The 17,336-nt window shown below is 70.9% G+C and carries 17 protein-coding genes; 3 read left to right on the forward strand and 14 right to left on the reverse strand.

What is annotated here, in order from left to right; translation table 11 throughout:
• Nucleotides 1-5 precede the first annotated feature (5 nt).
• From AC0699_RS20215 to AC0699_RS20275, 13 genes are all read right to left on the reverse strand, one after another.
• Nucleotides 6-2,276, reverse strand: a complete 2,271-nt coding sequence (locus AC0699_RS20215; protein ID WP_478661979.1) for an acyl-CoA dehydrogenase — start codon at nt 2,274-2,276, stop codon at nt 6-8.
• A gap of 132 nt (nt 2,277-2,408) precedes the next feature.
• On the reverse strand, nt 2,409-3,800 hold the full coding sequence (locus tag AC0699_RS20220; RefSeq protein ID WP_478661982.1) for an amidase: 1,392 nt from the start codon (nt 3,798-3,800) through the stop codon (nt 2,409-2,411).
• On the reverse strand, nt 3,787-3,996 hold the full coding sequence (locus tag AC0699_RS20225; RefSeq protein ID WP_478661984.1) for a hypothetical protein: 210 nt from the start codon (nt 3,994-3,996) through the stop codon (nt 3,787-3,789). The genes AC0699_RS20220 and AC0699_RS20225 overlap by 14 nt, the downstream gene beginning before the upstream one ends.
• 145 nt (nt 3,997-4,141) lie before the next feature.
• Nucleotides 4,142-5,074: an MBL fold metallo-hydrolase gene (locus tag AC0699_RS20230; protein WP_478661987.1), complete on the reverse strand. Its 933-nt coding sequence runs from the start codon at nt 5,072-5,074 to the stop codon at nt 4,142-4,144.
• Nucleotides 5,075-5,113: 39 nt separating this feature from the next.
• A complete protein-coding gene (locus AC0699_RS20235) occupies nt 5,114-6,334 on the reverse strand; it encodes an MFS transporter (RefSeq protein ID WP_478661988.1) in 1,221 nt (406 codons plus the stop codon).
• An 83-nt stretch (nt 6,335-6,417) separates the two neighbouring features.
• Nucleotides 6,418-6,996 carry a TetR/AcrR family transcriptional regulator gene (locus AC0699_RS20240; RefSeq protein ID WP_478661990.1) on the reverse strand — a complete coding sequence of 193 codons (579 nt, stop codon included), beginning with the start codon at nt 6,994-6,996 and terminating at the stop codon, nt 6,418-6,420.
• A 335-nt stretch (nt 6,997-7,331) separates the two neighbouring features.
• A complete protein-coding gene (locus AC0699_RS20245) occupies nt 7,332-8,270 on the reverse strand; it encodes a sigma-70 family RNA polymerase sigma factor (RefSeq protein WP_478661992.1) in 939 nt (312 codons plus the stop codon).
• A 10-nt stretch (nt 8,271-8,280) separates the two neighbouring features.
• A complete protein-coding gene (locus AC0699_RS20250) occupies nt 8,281-9,489 on the reverse strand; it encodes an NAD(P)/FAD-dependent oxidoreductase (protein ID WP_478661994.1) in 1,209 nt (402 codons plus the stop codon).
• 231 nt (nt 9,490-9,720) lie between these two features.
• Nucleotides 9,721-10,230: a DinB family protein gene (locus AC0699_RS20255; RefSeq protein ID WP_478662142.1), complete on the reverse strand. Its 510-nt coding sequence runs from the start codon at nt 10,228-10,230 to the stop codon at nt 9,721-9,723.
• A 195-nt stretch (nt 10,231-10,425) separates the two neighbouring features.
• A complete protein-coding gene (locus AC0699_RS20260) occupies nt 10,426-10,707 on the reverse strand; it encodes a hypothetical protein (protein ID WP_478661996.1) in 282 nt (93 codons plus the stop codon).
• 151 nt (nt 10,708-10,858) lie between these two features.
• Nucleotides 10,859-12,010 carry a permease gene (locus AC0699_RS20265; RefSeq protein WP_478661998.1) on the reverse strand — a complete coding sequence of 384 codons (1,152 nt, stop codon included), beginning with the start codon at nt 12,008-12,010 and terminating at the stop codon, nt 10,859-10,861.
• A 110-nt stretch (nt 12,011-12,120) separates the two neighbouring features.
• On the reverse strand, nt 12,121-12,396 hold the full coding sequence (locus AC0699_RS20270; RefSeq protein WP_478662000.1) for a DUF397 domain-containing protein: 276 nt from the start codon (nt 12,394-12,396) through the stop codon (nt 12,121-12,123).
• Nucleotides 12,365-13,204 carry a helix-turn-helix domain-containing protein gene (locus AC0699_RS20275; RefSeq protein ID WP_478662001.1) on the reverse strand — a complete coding sequence of 280 codons (840 nt, stop codon included), beginning with the start codon at nt 13,202-13,204 and terminating at the stop codon, nt 12,365-12,367. The genes AC0699_RS20270 and AC0699_RS20275 overlap by 32 nt, the downstream gene beginning before the upstream one ends.
• 295 nt (nt 13,205-13,499) lie before the next feature.
• On the opposite strand from AC0699_RS20275, the gene AC0699_RS20280 reads away from it, so the two are divergent.
• Entirely contained in the window at nt 13,500-14,162 is a 663-nt protein-coding gene (locus tag AC0699_RS20280) for a class I SAM-dependent methyltransferase (protein WP_478662003.1), read from the forward strand.
• 94 nt (nt 14,163-14,256) lie between these two features.
• On the opposite strand, the gene AC0699_RS20285 is transcribed toward AC0699_RS20280, so the two are convergent.
• The gene (locus AC0699_RS20285) at nt 14,257-14,949 is read right to left on the reverse strand and encodes a TetR/AcrR family transcriptional regulator (RefSeq protein WP_478662005.1); all 693 of its coding nucleotides are present in this window, start codon (nt 14,947-14,949) and stop codon (nt 14,257-14,259) included.
• Nucleotides 14,950-15,051: 102 nt separating this feature from the next.
• On the opposite strand from AC0699_RS20285, the gene AC0699_RS20290 reads away from it, so the two are divergent.
• Together AC0699_RS20290 and AC0699_RS20295 are read left to right on the forward strand one after the other, a co-directional pair.
• On the forward strand, nt 15,052-16,353 hold the full coding sequence (locus AC0699_RS20290; RefSeq protein ID WP_478662007.1) for an NADH:flavin oxidoreductase/NADH oxidase family protein: 1,302 nt from the start codon (nt 15,052-15,054) through the stop codon (nt 16,351-16,353).
• 62 nt (nt 16,354-16,415) lie between these two features.
• The gene (locus tag AC0699_RS20295) at nt 16,416-17,273 is read left to right on the forward strand and encodes an SDR family NAD(P)-dependent oxidoreductase (protein ID WP_478662009.1); all 858 of its coding nucleotides are present in this window, start codon (nt 16,416-16,418) and stop codon (nt 17,271-17,273) included.
• Nucleotides 17,274-17,336 lie beyond the last annotated feature (63 nt).

A 17,336-nucleotide genomic window follows, 5' to 3' on the forward strand; every position in this document is an offset into this window, starting at 1 on the left:
CTCCTTCAGTCTCGCGGCAGGCCGAGGATGCGCTCGGCGACGACATTGAGCTGGACCTGGGTGGTGCCGCCCGCGATGGTCAGACAGCGGGACATCAGCAGGCCGTGCACGGCCCGTTCGCCCGGCCCCTCGCGGACCGCACCCGCGGGACCGAGCAGTTCGAGGGCGAGTTCGGCGACCCTCTGCTGGTGCGGGGTCTGGACGAGCTTGCGTATGGACGCACCGGCGCCCTGCTCCATGCCGTCGACCTGCTGGAGGGTCGTGCGCAGCTCGATGCAGGCGAGGGCGTGCGCCTCGGCGGCGAGCGCGCCGATCCGGGCACGGCAGGTGTCGTCGAGGCCGGGCGCCCGTGCGATCAGCTCCTCCAGTCCCGTGTCGAAGGTCAACTGGTCGGCCATGTGGACGCGTTCGTTGCCGAGGGTGTTGCGGGCGACCCGCCAGCCGTCGTTCACCTCGCCGACGACGGCGTCGGCGGGGAGCAGTGCGCCGTCGAAGTACACCTCGTTGAAGAGGGACTCGCCGGTGATCTCCTTCAGCGGCCGGATGTCGATGCCGTCCGTGGCCTTCATGTCGACGAGGAAGTAGGTGAGGCCCTTGTGCCGGGGGGCGTCCGGGTCGGTGCGGGCGAGGAGGATGCCGTGGTCGGCCCACTGGGCGGCGCTCGTCCACACCTTCTGGCCGGTGATCCGCCAGCCGCCGTCCGCGGTGCGCTCGGCGCGGGTGCGCAGGCTCGCGAGGTCGGATCCGGCGCCGGGCTCGCTGAAGAGCTGGCACCAGAGCAGTTCGCCGCGCAGGGTCGGGAGCAGAAAGCGGTCCTTCTGCTCCTGGGTGCCGTAGGCGATGAGGGACGGCGCCACCCAGGTCGCGATACCGAGGTCGCTCACCTTGATCCCGGCGGCCCGTAGCTCCTGCTGGACGGCGAGCTGCTGGAGCGGCCCGGCGCCGAGGCCGTACGGGGGCGGGAGATGCGGGGCGGCGTAGCCCGTGGGCGCGAGGACGCGGCGCGCCGCGCCGGGGTCCAGGCCGTGCGCGGGGGCGATGGCCTCGCGGGCCGCTCGACGGTACGGCTCCGCCTCGGGCGGCAGGTCGAGGCGCAGCTCGCGCCTGGCGCCGGCCGCGGCGAGCCGTACGGCGCGGAGCCGGTGCGCGTCGCCGGGGCCGAGGAGCTGGCGGGCGACGAGGGCCCGGCGCAGATGGAGATGGGCGTCGTGCTCCCAGGTGAAGCCGATGCCGCCGAGGATCTGGATGCAGTCCTTGGCGCAGGTGTAGGCGGCGTCGAGGGCGGTCGCGGCGGCGAGTGCGGCGGTGAGGCCGCCGGCGGTGGTGGGACCCGTGGCGGAGGTGAGACCCGCGGCCGTGGCGTCGTCGGCCGCCCGTGCCGCGTCCCAGGTCAGCGCCCGCGCCTGCTCGACGCGTACGAGCATGTCCGCGCACAGGTGCTTCACCGCCTGGAACTGTCCGATGGGCCGCCCGAACTGCTCGCGCACCTTGGCGTACTCGGTGGCGGTGTGCAGCGCCCAGGCGGCGGTTCCGCACGCCTCGGCGGCGAACAGCACGGCGGCGAGGCCGACGACAAGGTCCGGGCCATCGTCACCGATATCGGTGATGCCGCCGATGCCCAGGACGCGGTCCTCGGGCACGACGACGCCGTCCGCGGTGACCTCGGCGGTGGGACGGGTCGGATCGGCGCTCTCGTGTCCCCGTATGGAGAGCTCACCGGCGTCCACGGCGAGCCATCCGGCCGGGGTCGGGAGCAGGACCAGATCCGCCTGCCCGGCGCCGAGCACGGGCGGCGCGGTGCCGTCGAGGCGGTAGCCGCCCGGGATACGGGTGACGGTGAGTGTGCCGGGGCCGAGGGCGACGGCCCCGATGCGCCGGCCGTCGGCGAGGCCGCGTAGGAGTTCGCCCCGCCCGGCACGGGTCAGCACTGCGGAGGCCAGCACACTGGGCAGATACGGCCCGGGCAGTGCGGCCCGCCCGGTCTCCTCAAGGACCACGGCAAGGTCCACGAGCGTGCCGCCCCCGCCGCCGTACTCCTCAGGCAGATGCACCCCGAGCAGCCCCTGCGCCACGGCCGCGTCCCAGTACGCGGGCCGCCCGCCGGTGCCGGCTCCCGGTGAGTCGAGCAGTTTCCGTACGGCTTCGGGCGGCACGGCCCGCGCCAGCCAGCTGCGTACGGAGTCCGCCAACTCGCCCTGCTCCTGCGTGTTTCCGATGCTTCCGGCGCTTCCGGTGCGTCCGGTGCTTCCCGCGCTGCGCGTGCTTCCGGTGGCCATGCGCGGCAGATTAGAACACGTTCCAAACTGATGGAAGGTCAGATACGCGAGACGCTCCGACTCAGGTCGCTGGTTTCCTGTCCTGTAGCTCTGAACCCCGCAAAGGTCAGCGACTCTGCATGCGCTGCGACTTCAGGCCGCTTTGGCGAGTGCCCGGGCGGGCTGCGTCTGCTCGTAGGCGTGGCCGACCCGCAGGAGCGTGCGCTCGCCGAGGGGCCGGCCGAGCAGCTGCATGCCGATCGGCATGCCCGCCGAGTCGTGGCCGGCCGGAACGGTCAGGGCAGGCACTCCGGTGATGTTGGCGGGGGCGGAGAGGCGCACGTAGGCGTCGGAGACGCTCTCGACCGTGCCGTCAGGCCAGGTGACCGTCTCCTCGTCGGCCCCGACCGCGGTCATCGGGACGCTCGGTGCGGCGATCACGTCGACCTCCTCCAGCATCCGTGCCCATTCGGCGCGCATGAGCGTGCGGGAGCGTTGAGCGCGTACGTAGTCCCCGGCGCTCATCAACTCGCTTGCCTCCAGGAGGATGCGGACGTCCTCCTGGTACAGCTCGGGGACCGAGCGCAAGCTGCCTTCGTGGTAGGCGCCGGCCTCCGGCACCATCAGGCCCCACTGGGTGGCCTGGATGTAGCGGGTCATCGGGATGCCGACCTCGACGAGCTGTGCGCCCAGGGCTTCCAGCTGCCCGACGGCGTGCCGGACGGCGGTCTCTACCTGCGGGTGGACGTGGTCGAAGTAGTAGGTGCGCGGCAGGCCGATGCGCAGCCCCGTCAGGTCCGTGCCGGGACCGGGCCGGTAGTCCGCGGCGGGCACGGACAGCGAGGCGGGGTCGCGCGGATCGTGTCCGACCAGCGTGGTCAGGACCAGGGCCGCGTCCTCGACGGTGCGGGTGACCGGACCGACGTGGTCCAGCGACCAGGACAGGGAGGTGACGCCGTGACGGGGGACGAGACCGTAGGTCGGCTTGAGGCCCACGACCCCGTTGAGCGCGGCGGGCACCCGGATCGACCCGCCGGTGTCGGTGCCCAGGGCGAAGGTCGCGGTGCCCGACGCGACGGCGACCGCGGAGCCGCCGCTGGAACCACCGGCGACCCGGCCGCGGTCCCAGGCGTTGCGGGTCTGCGGGGTGGTCAGGCCGAACGCGAATTCGTGGGTGTGGGTCTTGCCGAGCAGGATCGCGCCGGCCGCGCTCAGACGCGCGGCGACCGTGCTGTCCGCTGTCGCGTGATGGCCGGCGCGGACCCGCGAGCTGGCCGTGGTGGCCATCCCGCTGACGTCGATCAGGTCCTTGAGCCCCATCGGGATGCCGTGCAGCGGTCCCCGGTAACGGCCTTGTGCCGCTTCGTGTTCGGCTTCGCTCGCCGCCCGGCGCGCCTGTTCGGCGGTGACCGTGACGTAGGCACCGAGGTGCGGCTCCACCTTCTCGATGCGATCGAGGACGGAGTCGACCAGTTCGACGGGGGACAGTCGCCGGTTGCGTATCGCGTCCGCGGCGGCGGCAAGGGGCAGCTCATACGGCTGCATCGTGCTTCTCCTCTCCGGCGCGGTACGCGGCGGCGGGCGGGATGTCCGCGAAGTCCAGCTCGCGCAGGACCGCGACGACGCTGTGGATGTGGTTGGCGACCGCGGCGACCGCGGCGTGGCGCTCGGCGGGCAGCACAAGTCCGGCCCGGGCGGCCCAGCGGGCGGCCTCCGGAGGTGTGAGTTCGATGGCGGACATGGATGTTCTCCCTCTCGGTCTTTTGGTCAAGGCTGGGGCGGCGGAGTAGTCGAGGCCCTGAAGGCCAAGGATTGGCTTTGGGGAACTGCGGGCGCCACGGCTGCCCGGTGGCCCGTACGGACGCCGAGCGGCACCGGCCGCATGGTCAGGCCGCGGTGGCCGGGATCTCCACGCCCGGCTCGGCGAGCAGCCGGTGGCGGCCGTTCTCCCGGCGGACGGTGCCGACGGTGGGCTGAGGGAAGTGCGTGCCCAGCAGCAGCGCGTCGGTGTCCGCCAGGCCGTCGAGCAGCCGGGCGCGGGTGCGGACCGCCTGGGCCGGGTCGATGTCGACGCAGCTGTTCACGTGGGGATGGGACAGCTGCACGGGGTGGTGGATGCTGTCGCCGGTGATCAGCGCCCGGCGGTCGCTGCCGCGCAGCTCCACGGCGACCTGCCCCGGGGTGTGGCCCGGGGCAGGGACCAGGAAGACGCCCGGCGCCACCTCATGGGCCTGCTCGCGCACGGGCACGAGGTCGTACTGCCCTGCGTCGCGGACCGGGTGGACGGAGTCGCGGAACATCTGGGTGCGGGCCTCGTCCAGGTCGGTGGCGGCCCAGTGGTCCCATTCGGTGCGGCTGGTGAGGTAGCGGGCGTTGGGGAAGGTGGGAACCCAGTCCTCGCCCGCGCGGCGGGTGTTCCAGCCGACGTGGTCGGTGTGCAGGTGCGTGGTGATCACCAGGTCCACGGACTCGGGCGCGAAACCGGCCGCCGCCAGCCGCCCCAGGAAGTCGGTGTCGAGACCGTTCCAGGCCGGGTTGGCCCGGGTCTTGCCGTTGCCGATGCCGGTGTCCACGACGATCCGCAGCCCGCCGGCCTCCACCGCGAAGCTGTGGCTCGCCAGCCGCGGGACGTCGGCGTCGGCGAATTCGGGGCGCAGCCACGACGCCTCGTCCAGCACCTCCTTGGTGGCGTCCGGCAGCAACCAGGGTCCGGTCTGGCGCGGCAGTTCGATCTCGTCGACGCGGCGTACGGCGATGTCGCCGAGGCTCCATCCGGTGCTGGTGAAGGGATTGGTCTGACGGGGGGTGGCGGTGCTCATCGGTGGGTCCTTTCGGCGGGCGGGGCGGGGCGGGCCGGGTCAGGCGGTGCGGAGCCGGCGCACGGCGCGGATGAGGCCGATGAGGGCCAGCAGGATGACCGTCGCGGCGTAGAGCGAGACGGCGGTCTGCAGGCCGTACAAGTTGGTCAGCAGGCCGGCGAGGACGGCGGGGATGCTCATGGCGAGGTAGCTGAGGACGTAGTAGGCAGCGAGCGTGCCGGCGCGTTCGCCCGGGGCGGCCGGGGGCAGCAGCAGGCGCAGGGCGCCCTGGGTGACGGCGCCGAAGCCCGCGCCCGCCAGGGCGGTGCCGGCGAACAGGACGGGCAGGCTGTGCAGATGCGGGCCGCTCAGGGTCAGCAGGGCTCCCGGGATCAGGAGCGCGGTGCCGGCGAGGCTGACGGTGCGGGCGGGCAGCGCCCGGGTGGCGTGGCCGGCGAGGCCGGCCGCGGCTGTCAGGGTGAAGAAGACCAGGCCGCCGGTGGCGCGGGCGGCGTGTGGGGCGATGAGCCGGGCGAGCGAGGGGCCGAGGGAGGAGTAGAAGCCTCCCAGGGCCCAGGCGGCGACGATGCCGGGCCCGGCGAGCACCATGGCCGGCCGGGAGGCGGGAGCGACGGTGATGGCGGGGCGCATTGAGCGCCGGGCGCCGCGGTGAGGGCGGGCGGTCTCGGGGGTGAGCAGGACCGCGGCGGCCTGCGCGGTGAAGAGCAGGAGCAGCAGCAGGTAGACGGTGCGAGTGGGGGCGGGGGCGTACTGCACGAGGGCGATGGCGGCCAGCACGCCGGCGGCCATGCCGGCCACGGGGGTGATGCCGTTGGCGGCAGTCGCCCGGCCCGGGCGGTCGGGGTCCTCGAAGTCGAGCAGCGCGGCTCCGGCGGCGCTGGTGGCCACGCCGGTCGCCAGGCCCTGCAGGATCCGGGCGGCGATCAGCTCCGGCACCCCCTGGGCGATGGCGAAGACGGCCATCGCGAGGGCTTGCGCCAGCAGCGCCACGGCGAGGACCGGGCGCCGGCCCAGGTGGTCCGAGAGCGTGCCCGCGGTCAGCAGTGCCGCCAGCAGGGCGAGCGAGTAGGCACTGAACACGACGGTCAGCGTCATGGCCGAGAAGTGCCATGCGGCCTGGTAGAGCGAGTAGAGCGGGGTCGGTGCGCTGGAGGCTGCCAGCAGGCCGACCAGGACCGAGGCGTGGAGCCGGAAGGCGCCGTGGCGGCTCAGCACGGGCAGGCGACGGGGACGGGACGGCAGAGCTGTGACGCTGATCATGGAAGCACCTCTGAGCCTTAAGGCAAATGCTTTGCATTAAGCACACTAGGCTCACGAAGCCCCCAAACGCAAACGCTTAGCTTTTATCCGATTAGGGGGAGCAAGGCGCGACCGAGCGCCGCCGCCACCAGGCGGTCGGTGTAGGCCGCGGACAGGTCCGAGGGGCGGAACAGAATCCGATACATCAGGGGGGCGACGAGGACGTCCAGCAGGGTCTCCAGGTCGGGCACGGCCTCCCCGCGCCCGGCCGCGCGCACGCCGACGGCCTTCAACTGCTCGGCGGCGTAGTCGGAGCAGCGAGCCGCGTTGCCCTGCTCGGGGTCCCCCAGCAGGGCGTCGCGGACGTACGTGCGGCCCGCCGTCGAGGACATCTCCTCGGCGAACTGCACCGCCCACGCCTCCAGGTCCGCCCGCAGGCCGCCGTGGTCGGCCGGCGGGGAATCCGGGCGCAGCCGCTCGACGGCCACGTCGGACAGCAGCTCCCGCAGATCCCCCCAGCGCCGGTAGACGGTGGACGGCGTGACCCCCGCACGGGCCGCGATCAGGGGCACGGTCAGCCCATCCCGCCCCACCTCCGCCTCGAGGTCACGGACGGCCTGGTGCACGGACTGCTGGACGCGGGCGCTGCGCCCGCCGGGGCGTGTGCTTGCTCGGGCACTCATGGGAAACAGCCTAATGCGAAGAAGTTGCGTCTGGCTGGACGCCGGCCTGGAAGACGTCGATGCTTCGACGTCCGCGCGTGCTCTGGACTGCTCGCAAGGAGACCTGCTTACTCCTCCGGGCTCGTCCGGCCGGCACACTTTCCAGGAGTTCCGCGACCGCGTGATCGACCCGTCACGCTGACCGCAGCAAGCTGGTCGACGGCCCGAAGATGCAAGGTCGACCTGGCCAGTTCCGGGCTGGCGAGACCCACACCTTTCTTCACCTTCCAGCTCAGAGCTCAGAGCTCAGTCACGACGCAGCAAGAATCGCGACCGGACAATTCCGGTGGCTCTGGTCACCATGCGCTGATGACCGGCGCGTCGGGTGCGTACTGCCGCCAGGCCTCGTTGAGGCGCGCGAGCCGGTCCGCGGCGGCGATGCCGCGCAGGCACGCGACCTTGCCGTCGCCGACTTCGAACGCCACGGCGCCCACGACCCGGTCGTCGACCACGGCGAGGACGGCCGGGGAACCGTTGACCAGCGCGATGTGGAACGCGGGGGAGCCGCCGGCCAGCCGCCGCTTCGCCGGAGTGGGCTTGAAGCCGGCCCGCACGTAGGAGGCGATGCGCTCGCGCGTCTTGTACCGCAGCAGCCGCCTGGCCAGTCCGGCGCCGTCCGAGACCGCGGTCGCGTCGGCGGTGAGCAACGCCACCAGCCGTTCGGTGCGCCCCGACATGGCGGCGGCGAGGAACTCCTCGACGACCCGGCGCGCGGACGCGGGGTCCACCTCGTCGCCGCCGCGGCGCTCGGCGGCGACCCGGCGTCGGGCCCGGTGGACATGCTGCTGGCTCGCGGACTCGGTGATGTCGAGGATCCCGGCGATCTCGGCGTGGGGGTAGGAGAAGGCCTCGCGCAGGACGTAAGCGGCCCGCTCGACCGGCGAGAGGCGCTCCATCAGGGTCAGTACGGCCAAGGACACCGATTCGCGCTGCTCGAAGGTATCGGCAGGGCCGAGCATCGGGTCGCCCTCGAGGAGTGGCTCGGGCAGCCAGTCTCCGACAGCGCGCTCATGGCGCGCCTGCGCCGAGCGGAGCCGGTCGAGGCAGAGATTGGTGACGACCTTGGTCAGCCACGCCTCCGGCACCTCGATGCGTTCCCGGTCCGCGGCCTGCCAGCGCAGGAACGCGTCCTGCACGGCGTCCTCGGCGTCGGCCGCCGAGCCGAGCAGACGGTACGCGAGCGAGGCCAGCCGGCCCCGGCTGGCCTCGAACCGATCGATGGCGACGCTGTCCACGCGGAACAGCCTATGCGGCGACCCTCACACCGGACCGGTCCGGTGCGGTGGCCAGGCGGCGCTTGCGCTTCGGCATGCCGAAGGTCGGGTGGGCGATGCCCCACCCGGCCCCCTTGAGCACGCCCGACTTGAGCCGCGCGGCGGTCCGGCCGCCCAGGTACCAGGACTTCGACCGGACGTCCCCGTCCACCATCTGGAAGATCGCGTCCCGCCGCCCGAGGCTGATGTGGTTGCCGTGGTACTTCAGCCCGGTGGTCGGAACCTCGCTGCCCGTCAGGCGCGCGATGATCGCGGCGGTCGCCTGCATGTTGGTGAAGCCGGCCGAGGCGCAGGACATCGGCAGCGGCCGGCCGTTCTCGCCGATCGCGTAGGCGCAGTCACCGGCGGCGTAGACCTCCGGGTGCGAGACCGAGCGCATGGTGCGGTCGACGACGATCTGGCCGGTCTCGGCGACCTCCAGGCCGCTGGCGGCCGCGATGGGGTGCACGGCGAACCCGGCCGACCACACCGTCACGTCGGCCGGGATGGACGTACCGTCGGCGGCGATCGCCCGTGTCGGCTCGACGGCTTCGATGCCGGTGTGCTCGTGCACGGTGATGCCGAGCCGGTCGAAGGCCTGGCGCAGGTGACGGCGGGCCTTCGGGGAGAGCCAGGCGCCCAGCTCGCCGCGGGCGGCGAGCGCGACCGAGAGGTCGGGCCGGGACTCGGCGAACTCGGTGGCGGCCTCGATGCCGGTCAGCCCCTCACCGACGACCAGCACGGTGCCGCCCCCGCCAAGGCCGGCCAGGCGCTCGCGCAGGCGCAGCGCCGAGGACAGGCCGGTCACATCGAAGGCGTACTCGGCCACGCCGGGGACGCCATGGTGGGCCACGGAGCTGCCGAGCGTGTAGAGAAGCGTGTCGTACGCGAGTTCGCCGTCGCCGTCCTCGCCGTCCTCGCCGTCCTTGCCGGTCACGGCGACGGTCCTCCGCTCGGGGTCGACGCCGGTGACGCGCGCCAGGCGCAGCCGCACCCCGGTGCCCGCGAATACGTCGGCGAGCTTGCGGAACGCGAGGTCCTGGCCGACCGCGAGCTGGTGGAGCCGCATCCGCTCAACGAAGTCGGGCACGGCGTTGACGACGGTGATCTCGGTGTCGGCGGGAGAGAGCCGGCGGGCCAGGTTTCCGGCGGCGAAAGCCCCGGCGTATCCGGCGCCGAGTACGACGATGCGGTGCTTCATGGCGTTGCTCCTGTCTCGTTCGCGTGCCCCTTGAACGAGACGGCGCCCCGATTGCTGACAGGAGCCGGATGTGACGCGGGTCACCGAGCCTCCGGCAGACGCTCGGGCCTGTCTTGGGCAGTCGAAACGGAGCGATGGCCGACTACGGATCGAGATGGCCGACTGTCGATCGGCGTCACAAAGAACGCGTCCTGCCTCACTTCGCCCTGCGAAGTTCCGCGGGTGCAGTGATCATTGGCCCACTCGGCCGTCGATCCGCTCGCGCAGGAGGTCGGCGTGGCCGCAGTGTCGCGCGTACTCCGCGATCTGCATCACCAGGATGTCGCGAAGCTGCCCGTCCCCACCGGGCTGGGTGCCGAGGTCGGCGAAGCGGGCTATGAACCGGTCGGTCAGTTCCCTCTCGGCCCGCCACTGACGCCAGGCGTCCTCCACGACCGCCGGGTCGGCGGTCGCGCCGTTCCAGTCGCCGTCGCGGTCTTCGGCGGTGCGGTAGATCCTGGGCGAGTCTTCGCCGGCCAGGCGGCGAAAGTGTCGTTCGTCCTCGGCCATGTGCCGCACCAGCCCGAGCAGGGACATCGTGGACGGCGGTACGGAGCGCCGGGCCATCTGTTCGGCGTCCAGGCCCGCGCATTTCATTTCCAGGGTGAGGCGGTAGTGATGCAGGCCGCCGAGCAGCGCGCTGCGTTCATCGACGGTCTCGGCATCGCTCTCACGCGGGTCGTCGTCCGGATCAACCCACATGTCGGGATAGATGGTTGACCGCGTCCACCGAGTCGCCGCTGCTTCGTCGGCGTGCTCATCCAAGTCCATTTGGGCATCGTCGCGCGCGTCGGCACTGTCCGCCACCAAATAACTGTCCGCCACCAAATATTGGGCACCTGCGTCAGTCGGCGGCCGACGGCAGGCGACAGGCGACAGGCCGACCGGCCGACGCGTTCAGACGGGGAACGAGAAGGTGGCGCCGCCCCCTGCCTTGACCAGCTCCACGGCCGCCTGGTGCACGGCCCTGGCCGTGCCCTCGTCGGCCGCGGGCACGGGGCTGCCCTGCACGGCGTACCACTCGGTCGCGCCGGTGTGCTGCACGGTCACCTGCGCCTGGCCCTCGATCCACGTGGTGTGCACCGTCAGGTCGCCGGTGATGGGACCGCCCTCGGTGGTCATGACGCCGCCCGAGCCGGCGATGATTCCCTGGGTGGTCCAGGTGGCCCAGGTGTCCATGACGCCTCCACAGCGGTACCGGGTCGAACAATCGGGGCTGCACCATCTTGTCCGAATTTCCGCCCGAACACCCGTAGGCACGCTCCGGCCCACGCCCGGCCGGAGTCCCGGACACCCGGACACCCGGACACCCAGTCACGGGGCCACGGGGTCACGGGGTACTGGGGGCGCCTCCCATCGCACGGAGCATCCCGACCCCGCCGGTACGCAGGAAGCGCACCACGAAGACGGCCGAGAGCAGCAGGAAGAGGATGTTGAGCCACGTCGTGTAGTCCAAGGACACGCCCTCGCTCGGCACCTTCGCGGTGGACTGGTCCGGGATGAGCCCGAGGGCGCCGAAGACGAACTCCACCACGTAGGCGGCGGCGACGATGGCGGCGTAGAACGTCGCCAGGATGAAGGCGGCCATCCTCGCCCCGTAGTACTTCCGGTAGATGTTGAGGATCGGCACGATCAGCAGGTCGGCGAAGATGAAGGCGACCACCCCTCCGAAGCTGATCCCGCCCTTCCACAGCACCACAGCGAGCGGCACATTGCCCACCGAGCAGACGAACGACGCGATGGCGACGATCGGCCCGATCAGCGGGCCCCAGAGCTTCGCGGCCAGGGGATGCCCCTCGAAGAAGAACGCGCTCCAGAAGGAGTCCGGCACCCAGGCGGCGACCGCCCCGGCGATGAGCAGGCCCAGAACGAGGTCCCTCAGGATCGCCGCCCACTCCATGACGAAGACGTGCGACGTGGCGGTGAAGCCCTCGCCCGACAGCAGCCGGTGCCAGAAGGAGCCCTCGCTCGGGATGGACATGTCCATGGCCGCGTGGCCCTCCATCGAACCGGCCCGGCCGTGCTCGGCCTGCTCACGGGCCTCGCGCACCAGCTTTTCGGTCAGGAACAGCCGGAACAGCACCGCCAGCACAATGATCATGATCGGGCCGCCCACGAACTCGGCTGCCGTGAACTGCCACCCCATCAGCAGCGCCAGGATGATTCCCAGCTCGACGACGAGATTGGTGGAGGCGATCTCGAAGGCCATCGCCGCGGTGAAGTTCGCCCCCTTGCGAAAGAGGGAGCGGGCGAGGGCGACGGCCGCGTACGAGCACGACGAGGACGCCACACCGAGGCCGGCCGCCCGGGCGAGGCTTTTGGGGCTGTCGTCACCGAGGAGGGAGACGACGGTGGACTTGCGGACCACTGCCTGCACGACGGCGGACAGCGTGAAGCCCAGGATCAGGGCCCAGGTGATCTCCCACGCCATGGACCCGGCGAGGGCCAGGGCGTGCAGCACGGCGTCGACTGCGGCATCCATGCCGCCCAGCCTGGCGGTACGCGCTCACGAGACGGCCCGCTGACACGGCGGCGGGCCGCCCACCCACCCCGGATGGCGGGCCGCCCACCCCTGTGGACGTCAGGCTCGCGTCAGAGGTCGCCCTCGGTGGCTGCCGTGACGAACGCCGCGAAGGCGGAGGGCGCGACGGCGAAGACGGGGCCCCCGGGGTTCTTGGAGTCGCGAACGGCGATGCGGCAGGGCTGGGGGGCGACCTCGACACATTCGCCACCGGTGTCACCGCTGTAGGACGACTTGCGCCAGGCGGCGGCGCCGAGCGGGGCGCACTCGATGCAGTTACCGCCGGTATCAGAGCTATAGGACGACTTGCGCCAGCTAGCGCCCGTCAGGGTCTGGATGGTGTCCATACCGTTCCTCCATTACGCGGGCGATCAGTGCCGCCGAATCCTCCACGGAGAGCGCGGCGGCCTGCAAGTGATCGTAACGGAGCGAACCCTCCCTGAAAGCTTGAGGATTGGCCGTCATATGGCCCTGGACGAAGTCCTCCGTGTAGACGAGATCCGGATCGTCCTCGAATCGCAGCAGATTGAACTCTCCTGGCAGCCCTGCATGGGCTCCCGCGCCGAACGGCAAGATCTGCACCTGCACCCACTCCCGTCTGCGCAGACCCAAGAGGTGGGCGAGTTGGTTGCGCATGACGCGCCTGCCACCGATCTCCTGGTGCAGCACGGCCTCGCTCATCACCACCCAGACCAGCGGCGGATGCTCGCGCTCCAGAATGCGCTGCCGCTCCATGCGTGCAGCGACCCTGGCGTCGAGGTTGCTTTCGTCCCGTACGCCCAGCACCGCCCGCGCGTACTCCTTCGTCTGTAAGAGCCCGTACACCAACTGCGGCTGAAACGTGGAGATATAGGCTGCCTTGGCCTCCATCTCCGCATACGCCTGGAACCAGTTCGGCAACTGGCTCCTCAGCACCAGCCCCACCAGCCGCGAGAACACCCCGCCCGTCCCCAGCGCCGCGTCCACCCGCTCGCTGAAGTCCCGCGTCGGCACCTTCCGCGCCGTCTCGATCTGGCCGATCAGCGACCCCGTGCAGAAGACACAGCCGCCCAGCTCGCCCTGCTTCAGCCCGGCCTCTTCGCGCAGCCTGCGCAGCTCCGAGCCGTAGTAGTCCAGCGGCGAGGCGCTCGGATCGAGATCGCGGATATTGGCCATGAGGCAGCCCCCAGCTCACGCAAGCACACGCCGTGCGGCGTTCGTTCCGGTACGTAGCCGAGCGTAATCGCCCGGCGCCACGCTGGTGACATGAATCACGTAACTCACCACTCACCGGCGGACATTGCGGGCTGCTACGGCATGGGCCTCACCGTCGGTGAGCACTCGGCGCGCATCTGCGGCGCATCCTGCGGATGTTCCTGGCCCACTGGGACCTGGTGCGACGCGAAGCCGTGACCTGCCCCCGCCTACCATGTGACCGCCCAGTACGCCTGCACGAGCCGGAGGATCCGCCATGGCAGCCGCCGCCCCCGCCGCCCCCAAGCCGGAGGTCCTCGCCGCTTTCGAGGCCGCGAAGGGCTTCATGCCCGTACAGGAGGGGCTCGCCCTGTACGCGGCCGCAGCCGAGGCCGGGGCGCTCGGGCTGCCGCTGCTGGAGGTCGGGACGTACTGCGGCCGGTCGACGATCCTGCTGGCGGACGCCGCCCGCGAGGCCGGGACCGTCGCCGTCACCGTCGACCACCACCGCGGCAGCGAGGAGCAGCAGCCCGGCTGGGACTACCACGACCCGATGGTGGTCGACCCCGAGGTGGGCCGGATGGACACGCTGCCCACCTTCCGCCGCACCCTTCACAAGGCGGGCCTGGAGGAGCACGTGATCGCGGTCGTCGGGCGGTCGCCGCAGGTGGCGAAGGTGTGGGGCGGGAAGGTCGGGCTGGTCTTCATCGACGGCGGGCACACCGACGAGCACGCCACGAACGACTACGAGGGCTGGGCCCCGCATCTCGCCGAGGGCGGGCTGCTGGTGATCCACGACGTCTTCCCCGACCCGGTCGACGAATGGACCGGCCAGGCCCCGTACCGCATCTACCTGCGGGCTCTTGCCTCGGGCGCGTTCACCGAGGTGTCGGCGACCGACTCCCTGCGCGTCCTGCGGCGCACCGGTCAGGGGATCTGAACGCCCGACCTCACCACATCCCGCCCACGCCCCGCCGAACCCAGCGGGCAAGCCGCGGGCAGGGCCGACTTCCAGGGGCCGGCTCCGCGACGTCTCAGCGGCTGGTGACGCGCCCGTCCGCCATGCCCACGACGCCGGTCACCAGCATGTCGATGCCCAGGTCATGGTTGGAGTCCGGCCCCGTGCACGCCGCCAGAGCTCCGGCGGAGGCCGCCACGTTGGGGTAGCGCCGTGGTGACAGAGCACTGAGCGAGGCAGCCTTGACACGCAGGGCATCGTCGCGGGCTTCGGCGTCGCTTCCGTATGCCAGGCCCGGCTCGTCGGATGCCAGCGTCACCACTGCGGCGAGAAGGAAGCCGCCGATCTCCGCTGCCCGTTCCGCGGTGAATCCTGCCTGGCGGAGAAGCGAGAGGGTGCGTTCCACGATCGCCAGTCCCGGCTCGCAGGACAGGATGCCGGAACGGGCAAGCCCGGCGACCGCAGGGTGGGGGCGCAGCGCCGCGACCAGCGCCATGAGCATGGCACGAAGCTGCTCATGCCAGGGCGCGGAACCGACAGGCGGGATCTGAACATCCCGGAACAAGCGCTCGGCGATTCCGTCGAGCAACTGGTCCTTGTCCTTGAAGTGCCAGTACAGCGCCATGGGTGTCACGCCGTGAGCGTGAGCGAGCCGCCGGACCGTGACCGCACCGAGGCCCTCGTCGTCAGCCAGAGCGATGGCGCTCGCCACGATGACGTCCCGGGTCAGCCGTTCACGCGCCTCGGCAATGTCTTTCTTCTTCGCCACGTTGACAACTGTACCTTGTACAGGTTTACCTATACACCGTCCATGTACGTTGTTCAGGTACGTCGTACAGCGACGTCCTCAAAGAGGTATTGACGGGCTCCCATGCCACCTTCACCCCGTACCGGCCGAGCCACTCTGTCCTCGGCCCTCACCCTCGGCTGCGGCCTCACGTTGCCCAACCGGCTCGCCAAGGCGGCGACCAGCGAACACCTCGCGGACTGGTCCGGTGCCCCCACCGCACAGCTCGTGCAGGCATACCGGGTCATGGCGTCGTCCGGCGTGGGCCTGCTGATCAGCGGAAACGTCATGGTCGACGGCTCTTCGCTCGAGGCGCCGCGCAACGTCGTGATCGAGGACGACCGTCACATCGACATGCTTCGCCGCTGGGCAGCGGTTACCGCCGGCACGCCGACCCGCTTCATCCTGCAGCTGTCGCACCCCGGCAGGCAGACCATGCGGGGCAACACCCTGCCCGGGCGCCGACAGGATGTGGCGGCCCCCTCCGCCGTTCCCCTGTCCGCAGGTGTCGCGGGTCTCTTCCGTCACCCACGCGCCCTTCAGGAAGCGGAGATCACCGACATCATCGACCGTTTCGCCCGCGCCGCCGGGATCGCCGCGGCCGCCGGCTTCCACGGGGTTCAGCTGCACGCCGCCCACGGATACCTGCTCAACCAGTTCCTGTCCCCGCTCAGCAACCGGCGTACCGACCGGTGGGGTGGCTCACTGGAAAACCGCATGCGGCTGCTCATCGAGGCCTTCCGGGCTGTCAGGGCGGCCACTCCTGACCATTTCATGGTCGCCGTCAAGCTCAATTCCGCCGATTTCCAGCGGGGTGGATTCGAGCCCGGTGACTCCCTGACCGTAGCCAAGGCCCTGGAAGCCGAAGGCGTCGATCTCATCGAGATCTCAGGCGGCACCTACGAGAATGCCGTCATGCTCGCAGGAGCGTCGTCGCGCGCTTCGACCCGCCAACGCGAGGCCTATTTCCTGGAGTTCGCCGAACAATTCTCCAGGGAGGTGTCCGCACCACTGATGCTGACCGGCGGCTTCAGGACCCGCCAGGGCATGACGGACGCCCTCACCAGCGGTGCGGTGGACGTCCTCGGTCTCGCCCGGCCCATTACCCACGACCCCGGCTTCCCCCGTGACCTGCTGGCCGGCAGCACCGAACGGAGCTCGACGCGGCCGCGGACCACGCGTCACAAGGCCGTCGATGCGTTCCTCGACGGCGCCTGGCACCAGCAACAACTCGCCCGCCTCGGTCGCGGCAAAGACGTCAAGCCCAATCGAGGCGCCGCAGCCGCCCTATTCATCGCGGCATTTGTCACCGTACGAGACCTTCTGGCACCCAGGCTCGCCCGGCCTTTCCGGTCCCGCGGAACCCGACCGACGTCGGCCGCGTAGCTCCGAGCCGCAACTCCTTCCCATGCCCACACAGGAACGAATTCCAAGAGGAACGACAGAAAATGACCAACGGAACACCTCTGAGCGGCAAGCGCGCTCTCATTACGGGAGGCTCGGCCGGCATCGGCGCCAGCACAGCCATGGAACTTGCCCGCCTCGGGGCACACGTCGTCATCACAGGACGCCGCACGAAGGTGGCCGCAGAGGCGGCGGACAAGATTCGCCGCGAGACCGGTTCCCCGGTCGACGTCCTGACGGCAGACCTCTCTTTGATGAGCAGCACGCAGGCTTTCGCCGAAACATTCATGGAGCGCTATGAGGCTCTCGACATCCTGGTGCACTCGGCGGGAGGGACAGCAGTACGGCGCACTCTCACGGCCGAAGGTGCGGAGCTCACCTATGCCACCCAGTACCTTGCCCGCTTCTATCTCGACAACCTTTTCCTCCCCGTCCTCGAGGGTCGGGACGCCCGGGTCATCGCGGTTTCAGGAGGCGGTTCGATCACCAAACGACTGGACCGGACCAACCTCCACGGCGAAGTCAAGTACTCGAGCCTGAAGGCCATCGAGACCATCTCCATCGCCAACGACTACTTGGGCATCGACTTCCACGAACGCTACGGCCGAAGGGGGATCCGCAGTTACGTGTACGGCCCTGGGCCGGTACGCGGAACCGGACTGAGCGCTCCGTTGCCCCTCCTCACACGCAGCGCGTTCACACTCTCGAGCTTTTTCATCGGAGGCTCCGTTGCCCAAGCGGCTCAAGACGTCGTGAGCCTGGCCACTGGCGAACACCCCCCGGGTCTCTACCAGCGGCGCCTCAAGCGGGCCAAGCCAAGCGCATACCTCCTGGACGCCGGCGAGCGCGACGCCGTATGGCAGGCCACCCAACGGGAAATCGGCCAGCGAAAAGCCTGTTGACCTGCCCATCCTCGTCCCGTCCGCCGCGTCGCCACGGCCACCGAAGCGCTTCCCGGCCAAGAG

The sequence above is a fragment of the Streptomyces sp. NPDC043870 genome, assembly GCF_056435785.1.